This window comes from Halorarius halobius (assembly GCF_024298865.1).
Taxonomy (GTDB): domain Archaea; phylum Halobacteriota; class Halobacteria; order Halobacteriales; family Haloarculaceae; genus Halorarius; species Halorarius halobius.
Map to the genome: position 1 here is coordinate 503623 of NZ_CP101161.1, position 23346 is coordinate 526968.

Genomic DNA, 23346 nt, shown 5'->3' on the forward strand with positions numbered 1-23346 from the left:
AACGGCCACCGATGACCGAGCGGGGGTATCCAGACGACGAGCGAGACGCGCCCGACGAACCGGCACGCGACCCCGACGACCACGCGGAACTGCTCTCGGAACTCGACTCCCACGACCTGTCGCTGGCGACCGATCTCGTCCACGCCAGCGGCGCCGACGCCTTCGCGTTCGACCCCGACGCCGACCCGGACGCGGTGTTCCCCCAGTCGGTCGCCAGCGGCGGCCCCACGCCGAGCGGCGCCATCATCTGGACCCGCATCGCACCCGACGCGTTCGACCCCGACACCTCGCTGGCGGTGCAGGTGGCCCACGACCCCGCGTTCGAGGAGGTGGTGTACGACGGCGTCGTCACCGACGAGGCACGCATCGAGGCCCACGACTACACGGTGAAGGTGGACCTCGACGGCCACCTCGACGCCGACAGCGCGTACCACTACCGGTTCATCTACGACGGCGTCGCCTCCCGGGCGGGGCGGTGCCGGACGCTCCCGCACCCGAACGACTCGCCCGAGTCGGTCGAGTTCGCGGTGCTGGCGTGTCAGAACTTCCTCAACGGCTACTTCCCCGCGTACCACCACGTCGCCGAGGAAGACGTCGACTTCCTCGTCCACGTCGGCGACTTCGTCTACGAGTCCGACGACGGCGCGTTCAAGGGGTTCGGCTCCCGCGAGTACGAGGGCCGCGAGAAGCGGTTCCCGAGCGGCCACGACCGCGTTCAGGGACTCGAGGACTACCGCTACCTCTACCGGACGTACCGCGGCGACGAGTTCCTCCAGGAGGCGCTCGAGGAGCACACCCTCATCGCGGGCTGGGACGACCACGAGATGGTCAACGACGTCTACTGGGACGCCCGGACCGACGCGCCCGCCGGCGACCACCCCCGTGGCGACGACCCCGAGTTCATGACCGAACTCGTCGCGGACGCGATGCACGCGTGGTGGGAGTACATGCCCGCCCGCGTCGAGTACGACCCCAACGGCGACTCCCTCCAGGAGCGGTTCCGTCTGTGGCGCACCTTCGAGTTCGGCGACCTGGTGACGCTGGCGATGACCGACGAACGGCTCTTTCGGGACCCGCCCCGGGAGGCCATCCCGACGCCCGACAACGTCGGCCCGCAGTACGAACCGCCCGGGCGAACGATGCTCGGCGACGAACAGCGCGAGTGGCTGATAGACACCGTCACCGGCTCGGAGACGACGTGGACGGTGTGGGCCGACGAGGTGTTGACTACCCCGTTCCGCCTCGGGAGCGGGCCGCTCTCGGTGTACCCGGTGCAGGGCGGCTGGGACGGCTACACGCGCGAGCGGCAGAGAATCACGGAGGCAATCGACGCCGCGGACGTCGACAACTTCGTCACGCTGACGGGCGACATGCACTGTTACGTCGCCGCCTACCAGCAGTCCTCCTACCCGGGGCGGGTGTCGGGCGGTGAGGGGGTCGCGCCGGGCGAGCGCATCGGCGTCGAGTTCATGACGCCCGCCATCACCTCGCTGAACGTCGCGGAGGCGCTGGGGCTGACGAGCGGGTGGGCGAAGCGGCTGACGGAGCCGCTGTTGTCGTGGCTGATTCCGGCGATGAACCCCCACATCGACTTCTTCGACTCGCACAACTGGGGCTACTCGACCGTGGCGTTCACCCGCGAAGACTGCACGTACGTCGGCTACAGCGTCGACAAGACGGTGGATTCGCCCGAGGCAGACCGGGAGGTGCTGGTCGCCTACCGCGTCCCCGAGGGTGTCGTCGCGCTGGAGGAGGTGTCCGACGAGCACAGCGCGTGAGCCGACCGGTGCCGTCAACGTTACCAGCCGTCCCCGTCCACGCTCCAGCATGGACGTAGCCGTGGTCACCGTCGGCGACGAACTGCTGGCGGGCGACACCGAGAACACGAACGCGACGTGGCTCGGCCGCGAGTTGGCCGACCGCGGGGTCGCCGTCGTCCGGGTGCTCACGGTGCCCGACGACGTCGAGGCCATCGCCGAGAACGTCCGGCGCTACGCCGACCGGTTCGACGCCGTCGTCGTCACCGGCGGCCTCGGCGGGACGCCCGACGACGTGACGATGGACGGCGTCGCCGCGGCGTTCGACCGCCCGCTGGAGGAGAACGCGCTGGCGCGGGCCGACCTCGAGCGGACGCTCGCGGCCATCGCCGACGACTACCCGGACCTCGAGGTGGACGTCGAGGCGGAGGCGTCGATTCCGGCGGGTGCACGGCCCCTCATAAACGACGCCGGCCTCTCGCCGGGCTGTGTCGTCGAGCCGGACGACCGCGGCGCGGTCTACGTGTTCCCGGGCATCCCGGGCGAGATGAAGGAGCTGTTCCGCGGCGTGGCCGACGAGTTCGCCGGCGAGTTGGCGAGCGCGTTCCTCTACACCGACGAGCCGGAGGCGAACCTCATCGAGCGGCTCGACGAGGCGCGCCGCCGGTTCGACGTGACCGTCGGCTGTTACCCCGACCAGAGCGCCGGCCACAACCGGCTGAAGGTGCGGGGCACCGACGGCGCGGCCGTCGAGGCCGCGGCCGACTGGCTCGCCGACGAGGTCCGGACGGTCGACCCCTGAGGCGACCGCTTTTGGTCGTCGTTCCCGTACGCGACGTATGGACCGACGGACGTTCCTCGCGTGTGCGGCCGGCGGCACGGCGGCGCTCTCGGGCTGTACGCTCCCCGCGAGCCAGCCGACGACCACCGGCGACGGCACGCCCGGCGACACGCCCGACGACACACCGACGGACGGCGACGGCCCCAGAGGAGTCGGTCTGGAGACGCTGGCGACCGGCCTTCGCGCGCCGCTGGACGTCGTGTTCGCCGGCGGCCGCCGCTACGTGGCCGAACAGCCCGGCGTGGTGCGCGTCCACGAGTCCGGCGGCCTGCGCGAGACGCCGTTGCTCGACCTCCGGGACGCGGTGACGGCGGGCGGCGAGAAGGGCCTGCTCGGCGTCGCACTCCACCCCGACTTTCCCGACGACCGGCGGCTGTTCGTCCGGTACAGCGCCCCGCCGCGGGCGGGGACGCCCGACGGCTACAGCCACACGTTCGTCCTCGCGTCGTTCGCGGTGACGGCCGACGGCCGGACCGCCGACCCGGACAGCGAGCGGACGATACTGGAGATACCGGAACCGCAGGGGAACCACAACGCCGGCTCTCTCGCCTTCGGCCCGGACGGCTACCTGTACGTCGGCGTCGGCGACGGCGGCGCGGGCGGCGATCGCGGGACCGGCCACGTCGACGACTGGTACGACGCCGTCCCCGGCGGCAACGGACAGGACGTGACCGAGAACCTGCTGGGGAGCGTGCTCCGCATCGACGTGGACGGCGGCGACCCGTACGCCGTCCCCGACTCGAACCCGCTGGTCGGGCGCGAGGGGCTGGACGAACAGTACGCCTGGGGGTTCCGCAACCCGTGGCGGTTCAGTTTCGACCGCGAGGCCCTCTACGTCGCGGACGTGGGGCAGAGCGCCTACGAGGAGGTGAGCCGCGTCGAGCGGGGCGGCAACTACGGCTGGAACGTCAAGGAGGGAACCCACTGTTACGGGGCCGACGACTGCCCCGACACCGCGCCCGTCCGTGGCGGCGAGCCCCTGCGCGACCCGGTCGTCGAGTACCCCCACTCGGGCGGCGGAGTCAGCGGCGTCTCCGTCATCGGCGGCTACGTGTATCGGGGGTCGGCGCTGTCGGGTCTCGGCGGCGACTACGTGTTCGGCGACCTGAACGCCGGCGGCCGGCTGTTCGCCGCCACACCCGCCGACGAAGGCCTGTGGCCGACCCACGTGGTACCCATCACCGAGGGCGGCGGAAAACTCGACCGCCTGCTGTCGTTCGGACGCGGCCCGGACGGCGACCTGTACGTGCTGGGCCTCGGGAGCGAGGGCGACGGAGGACTGCACCGAATCGTTCCGGCGTAGCCAGCGGATGACGCGCCCGGAGCGTCAGGCCGGGCGGTCGGAGGAGGCCATCGTCTCGGGGTCGCGGTTTTCCGCCTGGAGCGACCCGCTCTCGCGGACGATGTCCAGCGCGGTCATCAGGTCGGTCCGCGAGATGATGCCGACGAGGTCCTCGCCGTCCATGACGAGCAGGCGGCCCACGCCGGTCGACTGCATCCGCTGGAGCGCGTCGATGGCGTCCTCGTCGGGGCCGATGGTCTCCAGTTCCCGCGTCATCACCTCCTCGACGGTGAACGCGTCACGCTCCACCTCGTCGACCGACTGCGCGTCCGACAGCGTGACGACGCCGACGACGCGCCCGGCGTCGAGCACGGGGTAGCCGGTGTGGCGCTCGCGGAACATCCGCTCGACGAGGTCCGCGACGGAGGTGTCGGGTGCGACCGCCTTCACCTCCTCGCGGGGCGTCATCACGTCCCGGACGACGACCCCCTCGAACGCGGCTTTCATCATCGTCTGCTGGGCCTCCGAGGAAGCGCCGATGTAGATGAAGAAGGCGATGGCGACGAGAAAGAGGCCGCCGCCGCCGAACAGCCCGAACAGGCCCAGCAGGATGGCGAACAGTTTGCCGACCTCGGCGGCGAGCTGGGTCGCCCGCGCGTAGGGGCGGGTCCGCGCGAGGAGCGCCCGGAGGACGCGCCCGCCGTCCATCGGGAAGCCGGGAAGCAGGTTGAACACCGCGAGGACGACGTTCATCAGCGCGAGATACCCCAGCAGGAACCGGGTGCCCGCGAGCAACGCCGACCCGTTCGGGTCGACGAGCGTGAACGCGCCGTACGAGACGACGCCGAGCGCGACGCTGACGGCGGGGCCGGCCAGCGCGATGTACAGTTCCTGCTTCCAGTCTTCGGGCATCTCCGACAGTTGGGCGACGCCGCCGAACAGCCACAGCGTGATGGAGGCGATGGGGAAGCCGAACCGCATCGCCACCAGCGAGTGACCGAGTTCGTGGAGGACGACGCCGACGAACAGGCCGACGGCCGCCAGCGCCCCCAGCGTGAACGCGACGACCGGGTCGCCCGACAGTGCCGCCACGTCGAGGCCCGCGCCGAACTGCTCGTTCAGTAGCTCGGCGTACGTGCCGACGCTCGACCCGATGAGGTAGGCGAACAGCGGCAGGACCACGAGGAACGTCAGGTCCAGCTCTATCGGGATGCCGAACAGCCTCCCGATACGGTAGCTTCGCATAGGCGAACTAGGCACCGGACCGACTTAAGCGTCGGCGGCCGACGCGACCGTTTTTGTCCGGTGGGCGCGTACCGCCGGCCATGAGCGACCCGCTGGTGCGACGCGCGAGCGACGTGAGCTACGAGCCGGTCGAAGCCGCCGACGGCCTGCACAAGGGCGTGCTCGTGGGCGAGGAGCACGGCGCGCCCACCCTCGCCATCCGCCGGTTCGTGCTGGACCCCGGCGCCGAGGTGCCGAAACACACGAACGAGATAGAACACGAACAGTACGTCCTCGAGGGGGAGTACGTCGTCGGCCTCGGCGACGACGAACACGTCGTCTCGGCGGGCGACTCGCTCCACATCCCCGCGGGCACCGTCCACTGGTACCGCAACGAGTCGGACGAGTCGGGCGCGTTCGTCTGTGCGGTGCCGACGGGTGACGACAGCATCGACCTCGTGGACGAGGGATGACCGTCGGCGGTCGACCGCTGGTGTGTCACGGAGTAACGTACAAGGTCGTGGAACCGTAACGGTTCTACATGGTCCGAGCCGTCTACCGGGCCGGCGACTCCGTGTTCGACCGCATCCGGGACGCCATCCTCTCGGACGGCGACCCCCGCGACGAGGAGGAGTCGGGCCCGGGGACGCCCGTGCCGGCCCCCTGACGGGGCTTTCGAGCGACTGAAGTAGCGCCGTCGCCCACCGTCTGGTGTGTCTCAGCAGGTCGCCGCCGTCGACACGCTCTTTCTCCACGAGCGGCAGGACGGCGACTTCACGGTGGTCGTCCAGCGGGACGGCGAGCGGGTGATGCGCGGCCGCCTCGAGTTGAAGGAGACGGACGCGGGCCCCCGTCCCGCCCGGTTGCGCGTGAAGGACGGCGACGACGAGATTCCCCGTCAACCCGACGAGTTCGTCGAGATAGCGCGGCGGGCGACCCGCATCCGCATCTCCGAGCAGACGTCCCGCGGCCAGCGCGACCGCCTGCGGGCGATGCTGTCGGGCTACCAACTCGACGACAAGACGAAGGCCGTCCGCACCTGCCGCTACTGTGCGAACGCGGGGCGGTACTCGCCGCTCACCTCCGGGACGGCCATCGAAGCGGACGATGAGCAGATATGTCCTGACTGCGCGTACGAGGAACTCGACCGCGAGGCGAACTTCCGGGGCCTGCGGTCGGGCGCGAAGGACCGACTGAAGGAGCTCCTGCTTGAGGTGCAGGACCTCGAGCGCATCCTGAATCTCCTGTCGGGCCAACTCGACCCCGAGTTGACGAAGTTCGACACCATCTCCGCGACGACCGACGAGATAGACCCGGTGCCGACGGAGGGGCTGAACCTCCATCCGGGCATCCAGTCGAAACTGGAGGCGCGGTTCGACACCCTGCTTCCGGTCCAGAGTCTCGCCGTCGAGAACGGCGCGCTCGAGGGGCGCGACCAGATGGTCGTCTCCGCGACCGCGACGGGGAAGACGCTCGTCGGCGAGATGGCCGGGCTCGACCGCGTGCTCAACGACCAGGGGAAGATGCTGTTTCTCGTCCCGCTGGTGGCGCTGGCCAACCAGAAACACGAGGATTTCCAGGACCGCTACGGCGACATCGCGAACGTGACCATCCGCGTCGGCGCCTCGCGCATCAACGACGACGGCAACCGGTTCGACCCCGGCGCGGACGTCATCGTCGGCACCTACGAGGGCATCGACCACGCCCTGCGGACGGGGAAGGACCTCGGCCACATCGGCACCGTCGTCATCGACGAGGTCCACACCCTCGGCGAGCAGGAGCGGGGCCACCGCCTCGACGGCCTGATTTCGCGGCTCAAACACTACACCGAGGTCCGCAACCAGCGCACCCAGTGGATATACCTCTCGGCGACGGTGGGCAACCCCGAGCAGTTGGCCGGGCAACTCGGCGCGAACCTCGTGGAGTTCGAGGAGCGGCCGGTCCCCATCGAGCGCCACGTCACGTTCGCCGACGGCCAAGAGAAACCCCGCATCGAGAACCGCCTCGTCAAGCGGGCGTTCGACACCAAATCGAGCAAGGGGTATCGCGGGCAGACCATCATCTTCACCAACTCGCGGCGGCGCTGTCACGAAATCGCTCGCAAACTGGAGTACGACGCCGCCGCCTACCACGCCGGCCTCGACTACGGCCGTCGGAAGAAGGTCGAGCGGATGTTCGGCGACCAGGACCTGGCGGCGGTCGTCACCACCGCGGCGCTCGCGGCGGGCGTCGACTTCCCCGCCTCGCAGGTGATATTCGACTCGCTGGCGATGGGCATCGAGTGGCTCACCGTCCAGGAGTTCGAGCAGATGCTCGGCCGCGCGGGCCGCCCGGACTACCACGACGAGGGGACCGTCTACCTGCTCGTCGAACCCGAGGGGTCGTACCACGGCTCCCAGGAGATGACCGAAGACGAGGTGGCGTTCAAACTCCTGAAAGGCGAGATGGAGTCGGTGACGACCCGCTACGACGAGTCGTCGGCCGTCGAAGAGACGCTCGCCAACCTCGTCGTCGGCGGGAAGCGCGCCAAACATCTCAACGAGCGGATGGTCGGCGAGGTGCCGACGAAACACGCGCTGGGCAAACTGCTGGAGTTCGGCTTCATCGACGGACTGGAGCCGACCGACCTCGGCCGCGCCGTCTGTCGCCACTTCCTCGCGCCCGACGAGGCGTTCGTGATGCTCGACGGCGTCCGCAAGGGGAGCCACCCCTACGAGATCGTCGCGGACCTCGAGTTGATGGAGGAGGAGTAGCGAGGGCGACCGAAGGGAGCCCTCGTAAACCCGAGCGGGGAGGAGCGTAGCGACGACCCGCGAGGAGTAGGGGACGCGACCGGAGGGAGGCCACCTTGACGCGACCGGAGGGAGGCCACCTTGACGCGACCGGAGGGAGCCGCGCGGCGGAGCGCGGTCCGGCTCACCCGGCGGCCAGCGGCCCGTACCGACTGCCGACGCCGTACGCGAGTACGGCGGCCGCCGTCGTGACGAGGCCGACGAGCGAGAGGCCGAACAGCAGCGCCAGCGGCGACGTGACGACCACCGGGCGGCCCGTGAACAGGTGGTACGCCGCCGCGAGTTCGCTGTCGAAGGTGAACGCCGCGAAGAACCCGCCGACGCTGACGAGCGCGACGGCACCGGTCCACGCGCGGCGGGCGGTCGGGGGGAACGACCGGCGGCGGGTGTCGGCGTACACGAGGCCGGTGGCGACGGCCGCGGCCGGAAGGAGGACGGCGAACGCGACTGCGGGGACGGTCATACGGCCGGGCGTGAGAGTGCGCGGCCCAAAAGCGGTTCGGGCGCCCGGTCAGTCCCGCTCGTACTTCTGCGACCAGTAGGCGATGAGCGGCACCCCGACGAGCGTCGGCCACAGCCACGCGAGCACGCCCATCTGCGCCGTGAGGTTGACCGCCGACACCGCACTCACGGTGGCGATGAACGCCGCGAGCATCCGCTGGAGGTGGGTCACCAGCCACGCGTCCGTCCCGCCGGACCGGAACAGCCACAGGTCGCCCGCGCCGAAGGCGACGCCGATGCCGCCGAACGCGACCATCACGACGCCGAACGTGCCCCCCTCCAGCAGGCGGAGCGCCCCCCACCCGCCGAGCGCGAGCGAGGCGACGGCGGCGAGGAGGGCGGCGGCCCAGTCCACCCCTTTGGGACCGTCGTCGGGGCGCTTGCGGGCGAGCACCCGGTAGCCCGAGAAGGCGAGGTAGCCGCTGAACACCGCCACCAGCGCGAGGAATACGCGGAATCCGGAGGGGGCGACCGCCAACAGGAGCAACGTCGTGGCGACGACTGCGGCCATCGACGCGACGAACAGTTTGCCCGCGCGCCGGTGCCACGTCCCGCCCTTCGTGGTGGCGAGTGCTCCCACGCCCGCGGCGACGGCGACGACGCCGGCGGCGATATGCAGCCACAGCGTCCACTCCCCCAGTGCCATGGGTGGTCACCGAGCGGCGGGAGCAAAAAGGTTGAGCCGTCGGCGGGAGCTTTTTGCCATCCGGCGGCGACCCCGGAGTGTGGCGCTTCCGGAGATAACCGCGGGGATGCTCGTCGTGTTCGCGGTCATCCTCGCGGCGCTGGTACTGTTCGCGCTGGAGCCGGTGCCCATCGACATCACCGCCATCGGGGTGATGGTGACGCTGATGTTGCTGGGGCCGGTGACGACGGCGCTGGCCGACGCGGGCCTGCTCGCCGCGCCAGTGGCTCCCGTCACGGCCGAGCAGGGCATCTCCGGGTTCGCATCGCAGGCGACCATCACCGTGCTGGCGATGTTCGTCCTCTCGGCGGGCGTCCAACGGACGGGCGTCGTCCAGATTCTCGGGCGGAAGATAGCCGCGTTCACCGGCGACAGCGAGTCGCGGCAACTCGGGGCGATAATCGGCGTCGTCTCGCCCATCTCCGGGTTCATCAACAACACCGCCGCCGTCGCCATCCTGTTGCCGATGGTGACGGACCTCGCCCACGAGGGTAAGACCTCACCCTCGAAACTGCTGATGCCGCTGTCCTTCGCGTCGATGTTCGGCGGGACGCTGACGCTCATCGGCACGTCGACGAACATCCTCGCCAGCGAAATCGCCTCCCGACCGGAGTTCCTCGGCCGCCCGTTCGGCATGTTCGAGTTCACGGCGCTGGGTGCGGTCGTCGGGGTCGCCGGCGTCGCGTACCTGATGACCGTCGGCCGCTGGCTGACGCCCGAGCGCATCGAACCCCGCGAGGACCTCACCGAGGAGTTCGAGATGGCCGACTACCTCACCGAAGTGGTCGTGCGCGAGGACTCGCCCATCGTCGGCGACACGGTGCAGTCGGCGCTCCAGGAGACCGACTTCGACGTCGACCTCGTCCAACTCATCCGGGGCGAGGAGGTGTTCCTCGAACCGCTCGGACCGAAGACGATTCAGGCCGGCGACATTTTCGCGATTCGCACCGACCGCGACACGCTCGTCGAGTTGCTCGACGCGGAGGGGCTGGACCTCCTGCCGGACGTCACCGTCGACGAGGACGAACTCGAGCAGGCCGAACGAGGACAGAACCTCGTCGAGGTGGTCATCGCGCCCGGGTCCTTCCTCGTCAGCGAGTCGCTCGCCTCCACCAACTTCCGCCAGCGCTACGACGCGACGGTGCTTGCGGTGCGGCGCGGCCCCGAACTCGTCCGCAAGCGGATGGACCGGATGCAACTGCGCGTGGGTGACACCCTGCTCGTGCAGGCGACGGGCGACTCCATCGACCGCCTCAACAACAACCGCAACTTCATCGTCGCTCAGGAGGTCGAGCGCCCGGAGTACCGCGAGTCGAAGATACCGGTCGCCGTCGGCCTCATCCTCTCGGTGGTCGGCGTCGCGGCGCTGACGCCGGTTCCCATCGTCGTCGCGGCGCTGGCGGGGGCGCTGGGGATGGTGCTGACGGGCTGTCTGAAGCCGACTGAGGTGTACGACGCCGTCCAGTGGGACGTCATCTTCCTTCTGGCGGGCGTCATCCCGCTTGGCATCGCGCTGGAGGCGACGGGCGGTGCGGACCTGCTTGCGGAACTGCTGGTGGCGAGTTCGGGCACGCTCCCCGTGCTCGGCGTGCTCGCGCTGATGTACGCGGTGACGGCGGTGCTGACGAACATCGTCTCCAACAACGCCGCCGTCGTGCTGATGGTGCCGGTGGCCGCCGACGCCGCCGTCCAGTTGGGCGCCAGCGTGTTCGCGTTCATCCTCGCGGTGACGTTCGCCGCCTCGACGGCGTTCATGACGCCCGTCGGCTACCAGACGAACCTGTTCGTGTACGGGCCGGGCGGCTACCGGTTCACCGACTACCTGAAGGTGGGCGCGCCGCTCCAACTGGTGTTCACCGTCGTCACGACGCTCGGCATCGCGGTGCTGTACGGCGTGACGCCGTAGGTCAGGCCGCCTCGGTGGCGCCCGGGGCGACGGTCTCGACGCCCGTGAACTCGAACCGAGCGCCGCCCGAGTCGGCGTCGGTCACCGACACCTCCCAGCCGTGAGCCTCCGCGATGGTCCGGACGATGGTGAGTCCGAGGCCGCTCCCGTCGCCGTTCGTGTGGCCGAACTCGAACACCGACTCGCGCTCGTCGGCCGGGACGCCGGAGCCGTCGTCCGCGACGTAGAAACCGTCGCGGCCGGCGAGCATCCCCACGCTGACGGTGGTGTCGTCGCCGCCGTGTTCGACGCTGTTGCGAAACAGGTTCTCCAGCAACTGCTGGAGCCGAATCTCGTCGGCGTCGAACCGTCCGTTCGTGTCCACCTCTAACGTCGCCGCGGGTGCATCCACGTGCTGCCACGCCGCCTCGGCGACGGCCGCCAGCGTGACCGGTTCGAGGTCGCCGATGTCCTCGCCCTCGCGGGCCAGCGTCAGCACCGACTCGATGAGCCGCTCCATCCGGTCGAGCGACCCGGCCGCGAGTTCGAGGTTCTCGCTGTCGCGTCGGCCCCGCTCCATCTCGACGCGTCCCTGCGCGACGTTGAGCGGGTTCCGCAGGTCGTGGGAGACGACGCTGGCGAACTGGCTGAGCCGCTCGTTCTTCCGCTCTATCTCGTTCTGGTACCGCTGGGTCCGGGTCACGTCGGTCGCAAGCACCATCCGGCCGCCGGTCGAGGAATCGGCCCGGAACGGGTTCGACGACACCATGTAGTAGCGGGTCTCGCCGTCCCGGTCCAGTTCGACGACCCGGTCGTCCTCGTCGTCGAGATGGGCCGCCACCGCCGGCAACGTGCGCTCGAACGACTCGCCGACCGCGCCCCGGAGTTCCGGAAACGTCTCGCGGGCGGCGGCGTTGAACTGCCTGACTCCGTCGTTACGGTCGAGCACCACCACGGGGTCGTCGACGTTGCCGGCGAGACGCACCGTCTCGAACCGGCCGTCGAACAGCGCGAGCGTCCCGACGGCGAACACGGCGACTGCGAGCGGTTCGTGGGTCGTCTCCACGAGCCACGGCAGACGCAGGGCCGCGACGTTCGCCACCACCGGCAACCCGAGCAGGCCGACGAGCACGACCAGCGGCCCGGCGTCGATGTCGGTCTGTGCGAACAGTTCGAACAGCATGAAAAACCCGACAGCCGACAGCGCGTACGCCAGCCCCATCGCCAGCCAGTGGAACAGGCCGTGCTCGATAGCGAGATGGGGGAACGGCATCGTCGCCGTCGCCGTCGTGAAGTAGTAGCCGTGAAGCGGGTTGGTGTACTTCACCGCCAGTACGGCCAGGAACACCCCCAGTGCCGCCTGCCGGTAGGCCGGTACCCGGTGGAGGCTCCGCCCGGTGTACGCCGAACAGAAGTAGAGCCACGCGCCGACGGTGGCGAACCCGACGGTCAACCCGACGTAGTAGGCCGCGAGACGGAGCGACACCGTCGGGAGCGTCAGGAACGCTACCTGCGCGAGCGCCCAGACGCCACTGAGCGCCAGCAGGCCCGCCAGCCCTCGCCGCGTGTCCGCGTCCTCGATGCCGAACGTCCACCGGATGCCGACGAAACACGCCAGCGCCGAGAGCCCGAACGCACCGACGTACGCGACGAACCACGGGTCCAGCCCCATGTACGTAGCCACAGTAACTATCCATTACCTTAGCACTTCACTCTATAGGTACCCACACCGTTCGGGCGCGAGCGAAACGCTTTCACCCGCCCGTCGGTTTCCTCCGGACGCGGGACCGTGGGTTAGCATGGTATACTTCGGGCCTTGGGTGCCCGTGACCCCGGTTCAAATCCGGGCGGTCCCATCCACTTATACGGATTTCGCGGCTCTCGGTTTGCACCGTTCGACTTCCGGACGCGAGAGCGGCGGGACTGAAGCGCCGGTTTGACCCTCCGACGGCTATTCCCGTCCGGGGGACGCCGTCGTCCCAATGCACCGACGGACGCTGTTCGCGACCGCTGTCGGCCTGTCGTTCGGCGGGTGTCTCTCCGCTCGGCCACCGCAGTCGCGGGTCGCCTGGATACGGCTCGTCAGCGAGCGCGACGAGCCACACGATGTCGCGGTCCGCATCACCGACGGCGGCGAACCGGCGTTCGCCGACGCCTATCGGCTCGGTGCCGGGCGGGCGACGCGCCGAATCGCGTCCCCCGTCGAGGAGCCGGGTCGGTACGTCGTCCGCTTCCGGGCGGACGGCCAGCAGGTCCACGTCGACCTCGCGGAGTACGTCGACGGCGACACGACCGCGATAGGGGTCCAGTTCGTGCTCCACGCCGAGGGGACGATGGGGTACACGACCGAGGCGACGGCCCCGAACGCGTCCCGGTCGTGAGCCGATGCGACCGGCTTTTCCGTCCCCCGCTCCACGCTCCGACGTGTCACTCGACGCGTTCCTGAAGGACCTCGGGATGCGACTCGGAGCCGGCGCGGTCGTGGTCGGCATCTTCTTCGGCCTCGGGTATCTCAATCGAACCGACGTGTTCGGCCTCTCGGCCGTGCTGGGAAGCGAGGGCGCGTTCTTCGCCGTGGCGTTTCTCCTGGTCGGACTGGTCGCGGTGGGATGGATGGTCCTCATGCAGTACGTCGGATAGCGTCCGTCTCAGGCCCTCTCGACCAGCCGGTCCGCCAGTGCGACGCTGACCGCCGCCAGCAGAGCGCCCGCGATGACGTCCATCGCCCAGTGGATGCCGAGATACATCGTCGAGACGACGACTCCGGCGGCGAGCGGAACGGCGACGGCCGCCCACCGCGGGTAGCGCCGTCGGGTCCGCCACGCGAACGCCGCGGCCGTGACCGACAGCGAGGTGTGGAGCGACGGGAAGGCGTTGGTGTTGGTGTTGACCTGGCTCGTGAGCAGTTGCGCCCGCGGGAACGCCTCGTACAGCAACGGTTCGACGGTCCCGGGGACGAGGTTCCGGGGGCCGTACGCGATGAACAGGAGGTAACAGACGAGGCCGAGCGTGTAGTTGGCGGCGTACGCGACGGCGACGCGCTTGAGCGTCGTCGCCTCCGGGAGCGTGAGGTAGGCGACGAACGGGAACGTGAGCAGGAAGACGTAGCCGACGAGGTACGCCGCGGCCAGAAGCGCCGTGAGCCACGGCGTGGCAACCGACTGGAGCACGGCGACCGACCCGCCCTCGATGCGGTAGATGAGGCCGGTGACGTTCCAGCCGACGACCCACGACAACTCCGGAACGAGTTCCCGGACGACCCGGTTGACGCCGAGGACGACCCCGAGGCCCGCGAGATACGGTCCCACCTCGCGGAGGCGGGCGGCGAGCGAGCGGTCGCCCCGGAGCCGAGTCGGTCCGACACACCACAGCCCTGCGGCGACGTGCAACAGGAGCACACAGCCCACGAGCGTGGCGACGGAGGCGAGAAGAAGCATCGCTACGGGACGACCAGTGCCCCGTCGTCGTACCGGTAGCCGGCCTCGCGGAACAGTTCGCGGGCGCGGTCGGCGTCGAGTCGCCCGGCCGAACCGGGGAACGGGAACGTGGGGTCGTCGCCGGTCCACACGAACTCGGGGGCGAGCGCGTCGTGGCGGGAAAGGGGGCTGACCGCCGGGACGGCGTAGCCGCCGAACACGTCGCGGACGAGATGGCGCTTGTCGAGCAGGCGAGCGACCCCGCGGCGGAACCGGGGGCTGCTCAGTGCGCCCCGGCGGAGGTTGTAGCCGACGTGGTAGAACGAGCGCGGCTGGTCGACCAGCAGGTCGACGGCATCGGAGCGGCCGATGCGAGGAACGTCCGTGGGCGTCACGCTCGATGCGGTAGCGTCGGCCTCGCCGGCCCCGACCAACTCGACCGCGGCGCCGCTCGACGGGACGACCGTAAAGGCGAGCCCCGGGCCGTCGAAGCCGCCGGCGACCTCCTCGAAGTGGGTGGCGGAGGGGTCGTCGTCGAGGAAGTGGTCGGCGTTCCGTTCGAGCAGCAGCGACTCCGCCGGGCGGCGCCGTGCCACCCGGAGCGGGCCGCTCCCTACGGGGTCGGGGTTGCTCCAGACGAGCGCCTTCGTCACCGCGCCGCCCGTGTCGACGCCGGCGACGGTGGCCTGGTCGGCTTTCGTGCGCCAGACGTGCTCGGGCAGGACCGGCACCGTCAACGCGCGGGCCGCGACGGCCCGCGAACTCGGCACGAACGCCAGCCGCAGGGTGCGGTCGTCGAGGGCGGTCGCCTCGGCGACGAGCGACTCGCGACCGCGGAACCGGGGCGCAGGGACGGGGCTGTCGAGTCGGTCGAGCGAGGTGTCCGCGAGGAACCGGTAGGTGAACGCGGCGTCGCTCGCCGTCAGCCGGGTGCCGTCGTGCCACGCCAGCCCCTCGCGGAGCCTGACGGTCGCCACCGGCCCGTCGGCGGTCGGGGGGAGCGACCACGTCCACGACTCGGCGAGCCACGGGCGGACCCGGCTCCCCATCCACCGGCCGATGGAATCGTACAGCAGGCCGGTGACGGTGCCGTCCGCGCGGAACTCCGCGGCCAGCGGGTTGAGGTTCTCCGTGGGGCGGGCGTCGGCGAGCGTGACCCGCAGGGGGCCGGCCTCCAGGGGGTCGACGGCGTCGAGCCGGAGATAGCCGAGCGGCGAGTGGACGGGCGCACGCTCCCAGCCGCGGTAGCGGTCCGCGCGGACGGCGTGGATGTCGTCGGGGCAGGCGACGACCGAGAACGGCTGGTCGCGGACGACCGCCTCCTGGACCGCGGTGAGCGTGCGGTCGCGTGCCGTGCCCGACTCGCGGCGCTGGCGTACCAGCAGTTCGTCGACGTCGAGGTCGGCGTAGCCGAAGGGGTTCTGCCAGCCCGGCTCCGCGGCGAACCGCGAGTGGAGCAGGCCGCGGAGGTAGTCGGGGTCGGTCCAGGCAGGGAAGCGGGCGACGTAGCAGTCGAACCGCTGGTTCACGAGCACGTCGCGCAACAGTGCCTCCGGCGCGACGGGCGTGAGCGTCGCGTCGACGCCGACCGCGTCGAGGTGGTCGACGAGCGAGCGGGCGATGCGCAACGCCCACGGGTCGGCGTCTGCGGGGGGCGCTTTCACCGTCAGCGACAGCTGTGTGGGCTCTTGCCGGGAGACGAGCGAGCGCATCTCGCGACTACAGCCGGCGGTGGCGGCGACGGCTCCCGAGCCGGCGGCCGCGAGCAGTCGCCGGCGGCTCGGGCCGGCACGACCCCCCGGAGCGTCGTCGTGTACCATGAGTGGCGGGCGCGAGCGGCCGCGCGACCGCTCGTCGCGTCTCCCCCCTTGGCGGCTCACCCGTGGTTATTACACACACCTTACCCCCCTCGTCGCCGCGTTCGCCCGGCTTACCGGGCGTCAGCCGACCAGCGCCCACGCGAGCGCGGCGACCCAGACGCCCGCGCCGGCCAGCGAGCGACGGGAGCGGCCGGGCGCGCCCGCGGCGAGCAGGCCGACGCCGACGACCAGCGCGACCCGGTGGCCGACGACGGCAAGCGGGAGCCGCGTGACGCCGAGTAGCGCGTAGTCGAGGCAGAACCCGACGCCGAGCGTGGCCGCCGCGACGGCGAACGCCTCGCCCGGGCGACGGTGACGGCCGAGTCGGGCCGCGACGAGCGGCACGCCGACGGCGAGCGCGAGATACCCAGGAGCCGCGACGAGTTTCGGCGCTAGCGCCAGCGTCGTCTCGCCCGCGACCGCGAGCGCCCTGACGCCGACCGGGGCCGCCAGCAACGCCGCCGCCAGCGGGCCGTGTCTGGTGCCCGCGGCGACGGCCGAGCGGAACGCGGCGACGGCATCGCGGCGACGGGCGACGAGCGCCCCCGCGACCAGCAGGCCGCCCACCGGGTCGACGACGGTGACCCAGCCGTCGGCGTCGAGCGCGCCGCCGTTACCGACCCGAACCCGGTGGACGGTATCGACCGCGCCGGTGCCGTAAAACTCGTGTTCGACCGCGTAGCGGGCGTCGGCGACGCTCCCGACTGTGTGACGGAGCCGGAACCAGTCCCAGTGCTCGCCGTGGGCCTGCACCGCAGTCCACGCGCTCTCGCCGGTGCCGACCTGGTAGAGGCGGACGTGGAGCCGCGCCCCGAGATACGTGCCGTCGTGGAGCTGTCGCGTCTCCGTCACCCACCGGCCGCCGTCGACGGTCTCGACGTAGCTGTACCGGGTCGCGCCGGTGGTTGCCGTCCACGCCCCGCCCGCGCCCCTGACCTCCCGGGTCTCGCCGCCGTGCTCGACGGTCCAGCGGTCGCTCTCGTCCGCGACGAGCACGAGCGCGACCGTCTCGGCGTCCGCCTCGACGAGCAGGTTCACCGGGAGTGTCGCCGTCCCGAACGCGCGGGCGCGACTCGTGTACGGCCAGAGCTGGCCGTCGTGCCCCTCGACGCCGACCAGCGCCACCTCGCCCGCGGCCGCGGGGTCCGCGTGGTCGCCTGCCGCACCGGGAGCGACGGCCGCGAGCGACGCGGCGACGAGCACCGCCAGTAGGAGCGCGCTTCCGAGCGCCCGCCGTCGACCTCCCGCCTGGCGCATCGCCCCGACGTAACGGCCGGTTGTATTTGAGTATGCCGGCGTTTGGTCGGGAGAGCGGCCGGAAGAAGCCCTCTAGTTGTCGAAATTACCACATCCGGAACGACTCGGAGTAACCACCGTCTAGCCAAGACGACCGACTCCGAAGGCCGGCGGGTGATGCGACGCACGCGCGCTGGACGGCTCCTCGCGCTGTTCGTCGTCCTCGCCGCGAGTGCCGTACTGGCACAGGGGTATCTCGCGGCCAGCACCGACGCAGGCGTCCACCGCGTCGGACAGTCGGTCGCACCGCCGCGGGCGGGGACGACCGTGGTGGCGACGGACTCGAACGCGTGGCTCGGCCGCGGGAGCGAGGGGCCACGCGCGCGAGCGGAACTGTTCGCCGTCGGCCCCTCGGGCCGCGTCGTCTACTACGACGACTCGCACACGCGCTACTGGGACGTCGACCCCGTTCCCGGGACCGCGGCGACCGTCGAGTACGTGTACGCCGACCACCTCACGCCCGAGCAGTGCGGCGGCGAGTCGGTCTGCACCCGCAACGGCATCGAGCGGGTGAACCTCACCACCGGCCGCGTCCGACCGGTGTTCAGCCGCGTCACCGCCGGGAAGCACTCGACGCGGTGGCACGACGCCGACCGACTGGACGCGGACCACCTCGCTGTCGCCGACATCGCGGCCGACCGCGTGTTCGTCGTGAACACCACGTCGGGCATCGTGACGTGGGCCTGGAGCGCACAGGCGGCCTTCGCCGTGAACGGAAGCGGCGGCCCCTACCCGGGCGACTGGACCCATCTCAACGACGTGGAACCCCTCGACGACGGCCGCATCCAGGTCAGCCTGCGGAACCACGACCAGGTGGTGTATCTCGACCGCGACACGGGGCTGGTCGAGAACTGGACGCTCGGCGCCGACGGCGACCACCGGACGCTGTACGAGCAGCACAACCCCGATTTCATCCCCCGCAAGCAGGGCGGCCCCGCCGTGGTGGTCGCGGACAGCGAGAACAACCGGGTCGTCGAGTACCAGCGGGTCGCGGACAGTTGGGAGCGGAGTTGGGCGTGGCGCGACGCTCGCCTCCGGTGGCCCCGCGACGCCGACCGCCTGCCGGACGGCCACACCCTCGTCACCGACTCGAACGGCGACCGGGTCGTCGAGGTGAACGAGCGGGGGGAGGTCGTCTGGACGCTCCCGGTGGCGTTCCCCTACGAAGCCGAACGGCTCGGAACCGGCGACGAGTCGACGGGCGGGCCGAGCGCGCGGGCGGCGAACCTGACCGGGGGACTCGCCAGTGACGGGGGGAGCGCGGCGGAGTCGCCCGACGGGCCGCTCGACCGTCTCGCGGGGCTCACCCGCGGCCCGACGGTGAACGCGGTGCTGTACGTCCTGCCCGCGTGGATGGACCGGCTACATCTGGCGGCGCTTCTCGTGCTCGCGGCGACGCTGGTCGTCTGGGCGGGCGCAGAGGCGTACCGGTCGCCGTGGACCGCCACCGTTCGGTGGCCGGTCGAGTTCCGGCGACGCTGACGCCGGGGCGTCGCCACCGGGCCAAATCCGGGCTTACCGCCGCGTACCGCCTCTGTAACAAAGCGGTCGCCCGGCCGGTGTGCCACACCACGACCACATGGTGCGACTGATACGGCGGTGGCGACGGCTGGCGGCCCGGGTGGAACTGCTGTCGCTGGCCGACCGGTTCTGGCTGACGCTGGCGGTGGCGACGGGTCTGCTCGTCCACCTCGTCTACCTGCGGGCTCACGCGTATCCCGCCTACGGCGCGGGGCTGTACCTCGCCATCGCGGAGACCATCGCCGCCCACGGCTACGCGCTCCCGGCGACCGTCGACGGCTACACCGCGGGTGGGGTCCCGCTGGCGTACCCCCCGTTCGCGTTCTACCTCGCGGCCGCCGCCCGCGACGTGACCGGCCTCGGCGCGTTCGCGTACAGTCGGCTGGTGCCCGGTCTGCTGGTGACGGCCGCGCTGGTGCCGTACTACTACGTCGCCCGCGAACTGCTGGCCGCACCGCGACGGGCGGGCGTGGCGACCCTTCTCTTTGCGGGGACGCCCGCGGTGCTCCAGTGGCATCTCTCGGCGGGCGGCATCGTGCGGACGGTCGGCCTGCTGGTGGCACTGGTGGCCTGTTACGCCGGCGTACGGCTGTTCCGCGACGGTGGCCGCCGGTGGCTCGTCGCCGCGACGGCGCTGTTCGGGCTGGCCGTGCTCACCCATCCCGTCTACGCGGCGTTCGTCGCCGCGAGCTATCTCGTCTTCTTCGCCGGGCTGTCGCGGACGCCGCGCGGCCTCGCCCGCGGCGCCGTCGTCGCCGCCGGCGGCCTCGCGCTGGCGGCGCCGTGGTGGCTCCAGGTCGCCGCGACACACGGCCCGGGCGTGTTCACCGCCGCCGCGGGCACCCACGGCGGCCTGGGCGGCGGCCCCGCCCGCCTGCTCACGGAGTTCGTCTACCCGGTCGATTTCGACGCCGGAGCGCCGGCGTTCCTCGCCGCGTACGCCGGCGCGGGCTACGCGCTGTGGCGACGCCGCGTGCTCCTGCCGGCGTGGCTGGTCGCCGCCGGGTTCGTCGTCGGCAAACCCCGCTTTCTGTTCGTCGCGGGGTCGATGCTGACCGCCGTCCTGCTGTTCGAGGTGGGCGTGCCGTTCGTCCGGCGGCACACGTCCCGTCGCATCCGGCCGAGGGCGGCCGACCTCGCGGCCGTCGCACTGGTCGTGCTCGCCGCCGTGGGGACCGGCACGGCGTTCGCGGCCGGCGCGGTCGACACCCACGACGGCCACCGCTCGCAACCGGCGTTCGTCGACTGGGCCGACCACGAGGCGATGACGTGGGTCGGCACCCAGACGCCCCCGTCGACGCGGTTCGTCGTGCTCGGTGACGCCGCGGAGTGGTTTCCGCTGGCGGCCGACCGCACCATCCTCGTCGGCCCCTGGGGCGTCGAGTGGACGACGCCCGACCGCTACCAGCGACAGCTCGACCGCTACACGGCGCTGTCGGACTGCGACCGGGCGAGTTGTATCACGGCCCACCTGCGGGCGCTGGATGTCGCCCCCGAGTACGTCTACGTTCCGAAGGCCACGTACACCGTCCGTGGCGTCCCACACCGCCAGTCGGCGGTGATGGGCCGCTCGCTCGCCCGCTCGGACCGCTACCGCGTCGTCTACGAGAACGCGGGCGTCCTCGTCGCGCGGGTGACGCCCGTCAGGTCGCGGTGCCACCCGGACGCGTCCGCGGGCGCCTGTCGGAGCACGCGGACGAGTTCCGGGCGACCCCCGACAAAAATTCCGGTGGTCGTCTGACGCCCGGGACCATTTCGGACCGTTGGTTGCCGGCTGTCGGGAGGATTCGGTAGCGGCCGGTAGCTCGCGGAACGGGCGGGCGAGAGACACCAACGTTTATGACAATACCGTGCTATAGGTACACACATGAGTTATCGCAAGCGACCAACTGGAGACTCTCGTGCGGGGCCCCGTACGACCGTTGCCGAGTACCTGCGGACGGCCGTCGGTCGCCTGCGACGCCACTACCGGACCTGGGCCGGCCGGTACGTGGAGATGCGGCTCGACGCCGGCCGCTAATCGTCGAGTTTCACCGTCAACACCGGCACCGACGACTGCCGGACCACCTTCTCCGCGACGCTCCCGATGAGGTAGTGGTCCAGCCCCGTCCGCCCGTGGGTCCCCATCACGACCACGTCGACCTCGGCCTCGTCGGCGTACTCCAGTATCGCCGCGTGAGGGACGCCCTCGCGGTGGACGCGCTCGACCGCCACCTCGTCCGGCAGAGCCGCGACGGCCGCCTCGGTCGCCTCCTCGGCGCGCTCCTGTTCGGCCTCGCTCCACGCCTCCGGGGCGATGCCGCCCGTCGGACTCTCGAAGCGGTTGCGCGTGTCAGCGACCGACAGCACGTGGACCGTCGCACCGTACGTCGCCGCGAGGTCGCCCGCGTGCTCGACGGCGCTGGTCGTCCCCTCGCTCCCGTCGGTGGGAAGCAGGATGTCGTCGTACACGCGAGGGCGTTGACGCCCGGCAGGGAAAACAGCGGTGGCCTCAGAGGACGCCGCCCGCGGCCATCAGGAACAGCGCGACCGAGATGATGCCGAACAGGCCGCCGACGCCCTTCTTGATGGTCTCGGTCTCCAGCGCGTTCGAGACGTAGGGCGCTATCTGCCCGCCCGTCACCGTCGCGGGGACGGTGAACACGACCATGTTCCACGGCGTCTCCGCCAGGTCGAGCACGTGCCCCCCGACGAGGCCCCCGCCGAACACGTGGACGACCGACGCCAGCACCGCCGTCATGGCGACGACGATGTGGTTCGTGCCGATGGCGACCCGGACGGGCACCTTCGTCGAGAGCATCGAGACGATGCCGAGTTCGCCGACGCCAAAGCCCGCGAGCCCCTGGAACGTGCCGCCGACCGAGTAGTTGGCGAACCGCTTGAGGTAGCCGCCACGGGTGTACTTGTAGTCGTCGCCCTCGCGGTCGACGCGGGTGACGTTCCCGTCGGCGTCGGTCTCGACGCCCGCCGGCCCGAGTTTGTCGGCGTCGTCCGGCAGGTCGTCGGCGGTGCCGCCGTCCGCGACGGCCTCGGTGTCGCTTCCCGACTCCCCGTGGCCCAGGTCAGTCGTGAGCAGGAGGTACGCCGCGGCCAGCAACGCGACGCCGAGCAGGCCGTGGAACACCACCTCGGGAATGACGAACGACAACAGCGCGCCCGCGACGACGAACGGCACCGCGCCGCCGACGAGCGTCAGCGCCAGTCGCCGGTCGACCAGGCCGTACTGGATGAACGCCACTGCCGAACTCGACAGGCCGAACGACTCGCTGATGAGCCCCACCTTCACGATGGTCTCGGGCGAGAGGGCGGTCTCGGTCCACGCCGACGGGTTGAGGCTCCCGCTGGTGATGATGGGGAAGATGAAGATGAGGAACGGGACGAACAGCGCCGACCCGCTGATGCCGACGGTGTTCACGATGGTCGCCCCGAGCAGGAAGAACGGAAGGAGCCACCAGTACTCCAGCCAGTAATCCATCCCACCCTGACTGCCGGTAGGGGCGAACAGGAACACGCCGGCGACGAACAGCACCGGCGCGGTGAACACGAACAGGTGCTGGTACTTCAGGAACGACTTCTGGACGCGGTCGGTCCGCGACGCCTCCATCTAAGTCACCCCCCGGACGCGTCCCGCGAGGGGGTTGTCGACCACCGTCCGGGACACGTGCCGGACCCCGTGGCGGCCGCTACACTCGGTTGGACTGAGAGCAAACGAATCCGTCACTGTTGGTGCCGCGGCGATAACCGACTCGGTTCTAAAAGCCTTGTGTTCGCACGCCGCCGCTGCGGCGCGTTTTGCCACTTCTCGGGCGACGTACGCGAAGATACGGCCCGGCGACTGTCGCACCGTCACATCGCCGCCGCTCCGGGCCGCGTGCCGCCCGGGCCGTCACTCCTGCACGTCCAGCGAGGCCTCCGCTGGAGACGTGGCCTCGCGCCGCCACACCAGTTCGAACTCGATGCTCTGTTTCGCCTCGGTGTCACCCTGCGACCAGTCGGACTCGCCTTCGAGCTTGAACGTCACGGGGTCGGTCGGGTCAAGCGTCACCGCCGTCCCGCCGAGGTCGAGCGTCACCTCGCCCCCGCCGTCGAGCTGGTCGGCCAGCTCCCGCAGTCGGGTGGCGATCTCCGCTCGCGTCGTCTGCTCCTCGGTTTCGAGTTCGCCCATGTGCCCGGGTACAACGAACGCCTGGATAACCCTGTGGACCGCTCGCCGAACCGAGAGGACGCCGGGGAGGCCCGCGACTGCCGGCCGGATGCGGCGGGCCACGTCCCACCCGAACGTGTCCG

Annotated in this window: 22 protein-coding genes and 1 tRNA gene; 13 read left to right on the forward strand and 10 right to left on the reverse strand. The window is 70.9% G+C overall.

The annotated features are described in order from the left end of the window. Positions 1 to 11 precede the first annotated feature (11 nt). From NL112_RS02585 to NL112_RS02595, 3 genes are read left to right on the forward strand one after another with little or no spacing between them, the layout of a single operon-like run. Complete coding sequence (locus tag NL112_RS02585) at positions 12 to 1778, forward strand: alkaline phosphatase D family protein (protein ID WP_255151070.1); 1767 nt, start codon at positions 12 to 14, stop codon at positions 1776 to 1778. Positions 1779 to 1827: 49 nt separating this feature from the next. After that, positions 1828 to 2559 (forward strand): competence/damage-inducible protein A, encoded by a 732-nt coding sequence (locus tag NL112_RS02590; RefSeq protein ID WP_255151071.1) that lies wholly within the window; start codon positions 1828 to 1830, stop codon positions 2557 to 2559. A 37-nt stretch (positions 2560 to 2596) separates the two neighbouring features. Then, complete coding sequence (locus tag NL112_RS02595) at positions 2597 to 3901, forward strand: PQQ-dependent sugar dehydrogenase (RefSeq protein WP_255151072.1); 1305 nt, start codon at positions 2597 to 2599, stop codon at positions 3899 to 3901. Positions 3902 to 3925: 24 nt separating this feature from the next. Here NL112_RS02595 and NL112_RS02600 read toward each other — a convergent pair whose 3' ends face one another. Beyond that, the gene (locus tag NL112_RS02600; RefSeq protein WP_255151073.1) at positions 3926 to 5125 is read right to left on the reverse strand and encodes a CBS domain-containing protein; all 1200 of its coding nucleotides are present in this window, start codon (positions 5123 to 5125) and stop codon (positions 3926 to 3928) included. A gap of 80 nt (positions 5126 to 5205) precedes the next feature. On the opposite strand from NL112_RS02600, the gene NL112_RS02605 reads away from it, so the two are divergent. The 3 genes from NL112_RS02605 to NL112_RS02615 all read left to right on the forward strand — a co-directional run bounded on the left by NL112_RS02605 (position 5206) and on the right by NL112_RS02615 (position 7857). After that, positions 5206 to 5577, forward strand: coding sequence for a cupin domain-containing protein (locus NL112_RS02605; RefSeq protein WP_255151074.1), 372 nt, complete (start codon positions 5206 to 5208; stop codon positions 5575 to 5577). 68 nt (positions 5578 to 5645) lie between these two features. Further along, positions 5646 to 5771 (forward strand): hypothetical protein, encoded by a 126-nt coding sequence (locus tag NL112_RS02610; protein WP_255151075.1) that lies wholly within the window; start codon positions 5646 to 5648, stop codon positions 5769 to 5771. Between the two features lie 46 nt (positions 5772 to 5817). Next, positions 5818 to 7857 carry a DEAD/DEAH box helicase gene (locus NL112_RS02615; protein ID WP_255151076.1) on the forward strand — a complete coding sequence of 680 codons (2040 nt, stop codon included), beginning with the start codon at positions 5818 to 5820 and terminating at the stop codon, positions 7855 to 7857. 163 nt (positions 7858 to 8020) lie between these two features. Here NL112_RS02615 and NL112_RS02620 read toward each other — a convergent pair whose 3' ends face one another. After that, entirely contained in the window at positions 8021 to 8359 is a 339-nt protein-coding gene (locus NL112_RS02620; protein WP_255151077.1) for a hypothetical protein, read from the reverse strand. Positions 8360 to 8407: 48 nt separating this feature from the next. Then, a complete protein-coding gene (locus NL112_RS02625) occupies positions 8408 to 9043 on the reverse strand; it encodes a hypothetical protein (RefSeq protein WP_255151078.1) in 636 nt (211 codons plus the stop codon). A gap of 106 nt (positions 9044 to 9149) precedes the next feature. Between NL112_RS02625 and NL112_RS02630 the strand changes: the two genes are divergently transcribed. Beyond that, complete coding sequence (locus tag NL112_RS02630) at positions 9150 to 10988, forward strand: SLC13 family permease (protein WP_255152630.1); 1839 nt, start codon at positions 9150 to 9152, stop codon at positions 10986 to 10988. Between the two features lies 1 nt (position 10989). Here the strand turns inward: NL112_RS02630 and NL112_RS02635 are convergent, their stop codons facing one another. Then, entirely contained in the window at positions 10990 to 12651 is a 1662-nt protein-coding gene (locus tag NL112_RS02635) for a sensor histidine kinase (RefSeq protein ID WP_255151079.1), read from the reverse strand. 99 nt (positions 12652 to 12750) lie between these two features. Between NL112_RS02635 and NL112_RS02640 the strand changes: the two genes are divergently transcribed. The 3 genes from NL112_RS02640 to NL112_RS02650 all read left to right on the forward strand — a co-directional run bounded on the left by NL112_RS02640 (position 12751) and on the right by NL112_RS02650 (position 13607). Continuing rightward, positions 12751 to 12823: transfer RNA gene (locus tag NL112_RS02640), tRNA-Pro, on the forward strand. A gap of 126 nt (positions 12824 to 12949) precedes the next feature. Beyond that, positions 12950 to 13348 carry an Ig-like domain-containing protein gene (locus NL112_RS02645; RefSeq protein WP_255151080.1) on the forward strand — a complete coding sequence of 133 codons (399 nt, stop codon included), beginning with the start codon at positions 12950 to 12952 and terminating at the stop codon, positions 13346 to 13348. 43 nt (positions 13349 to 13391) lie between these two features. Continuing rightward, positions 13392 to 13607, forward strand: a complete 216-nt coding sequence (locus tag NL112_RS02650) for a hypothetical protein (RefSeq protein ID WP_255151081.1) — start codon at positions 13392 to 13394, stop codon at positions 13605 to 13607. 8 nt (positions 13608 to 13615) lie between these two features. Here NL112_RS02650 and NL112_RS02655 read toward each other — a convergent pair whose 3' ends face one another. The 3 genes from NL112_RS02655 to NL112_RS02665 all read right to left on the reverse strand — a co-directional run bounded on the left by NL112_RS02655 (position 13616) and on the right by NL112_RS02665 (position 17499). Further along, positions 13616 to 14404 carry a phosphatase PAP2 family protein gene (locus tag NL112_RS02655; protein WP_255151082.1) on the reverse strand — a complete coding sequence of 263 codons (789 nt, stop codon included), beginning with the start codon at positions 14402 to 14404 and terminating at the stop codon, positions 13616 to 13618. A 2-nt stretch (positions 14405 to 14406) separates the two neighbouring features. Then, a complete protein-coding gene (locus tag NL112_RS02660) occupies positions 14407 to 16203 on the reverse strand; it encodes an ABC transporter substrate-binding protein (protein ID WP_255151083.1) in 1797 nt (598 codons plus the stop codon). Positions 16204 to 16323: 120 nt separating this feature from the next. Beyond that, a complete protein-coding gene (locus NL112_RS02665; protein ID WP_255151084.1) occupies positions 16324 to 17499 on the reverse strand; it encodes a hypothetical protein in 1176 nt (391 codons plus the stop codon). A gap of 156 nt (positions 17500 to 17655) precedes the next feature. Between NL112_RS02665 and NL112_RS02670 the strand changes: the two genes are divergently transcribed. The 3 genes from NL112_RS02670 to NL112_RS02680 all read left to right on the forward strand — a co-directional run bounded on the left by NL112_RS02670 (position 17656) and on the right by NL112_RS02680 (position 21079). Further along, positions 17656 to 19020, forward strand: coding sequence for an aryl-sulfate sulfotransferase (locus NL112_RS02670; RefSeq protein WP_255151085.1), 1365 nt, complete (start codon positions 17656 to 17658; stop codon positions 19018 to 19020). 79 nt (positions 19021 to 19099) lie between these two features. Then, complete coding sequence (locus NL112_RS02675; protein WP_255151086.1) at positions 19100 to 20800, forward strand: glycosyltransferase family 39 protein; 1701 nt, start codon at positions 19100 to 19102, stop codon at positions 20798 to 20800. 126 nt (positions 20801 to 20926) lie between these two features. Continuing rightward, a complete protein-coding gene (locus NL112_RS02680; RefSeq protein ID WP_255151087.1) occupies positions 20927 to 21079 on the forward strand; it encodes a hypothetical protein in 153 nt (50 codons plus the stop codon). Here the strand turns inward: NL112_RS02680 and NL112_RS02685 are convergent. From NL112_RS02685 to NL112_RS02695, 3 genes are all read right to left on the reverse strand, one after another. Then, positions 21076 to 21510: a universal stress protein gene (locus tag NL112_RS02685; RefSeq protein ID WP_255151088.1), complete on the reverse strand. Its 435-nt coding sequence runs from the start codon at positions 21508 to 21510 to the stop codon at positions 21076 to 21078. The two genes, NL112_RS02680 and NL112_RS02685, sit on opposite strands and share 4 nt — an antisense overlap. A gap of 40 nt (positions 21511 to 21550) precedes the next feature. After that, entirely contained in the window at positions 21551 to 22663 is a 1113-nt protein-coding gene (locus tag NL112_RS02690) for a sulfite exporter TauE/SafE family protein (RefSeq protein ID WP_255151089.1), read from the reverse strand. Positions 22664 to 22945: 282 nt separating this feature from the next. After that, positions 22946 to 23224 carry an amphi-Trp domain-containing protein gene (locus NL112_RS02695; protein WP_255151090.1) on the reverse strand — a complete coding sequence of 93 codons (279 nt, stop codon included), beginning with the start codon at positions 23222 to 23224 and terminating at the stop codon, positions 22946 to 22948. Positions 23225 to 23346 lie beyond the last annotated feature (122 nt).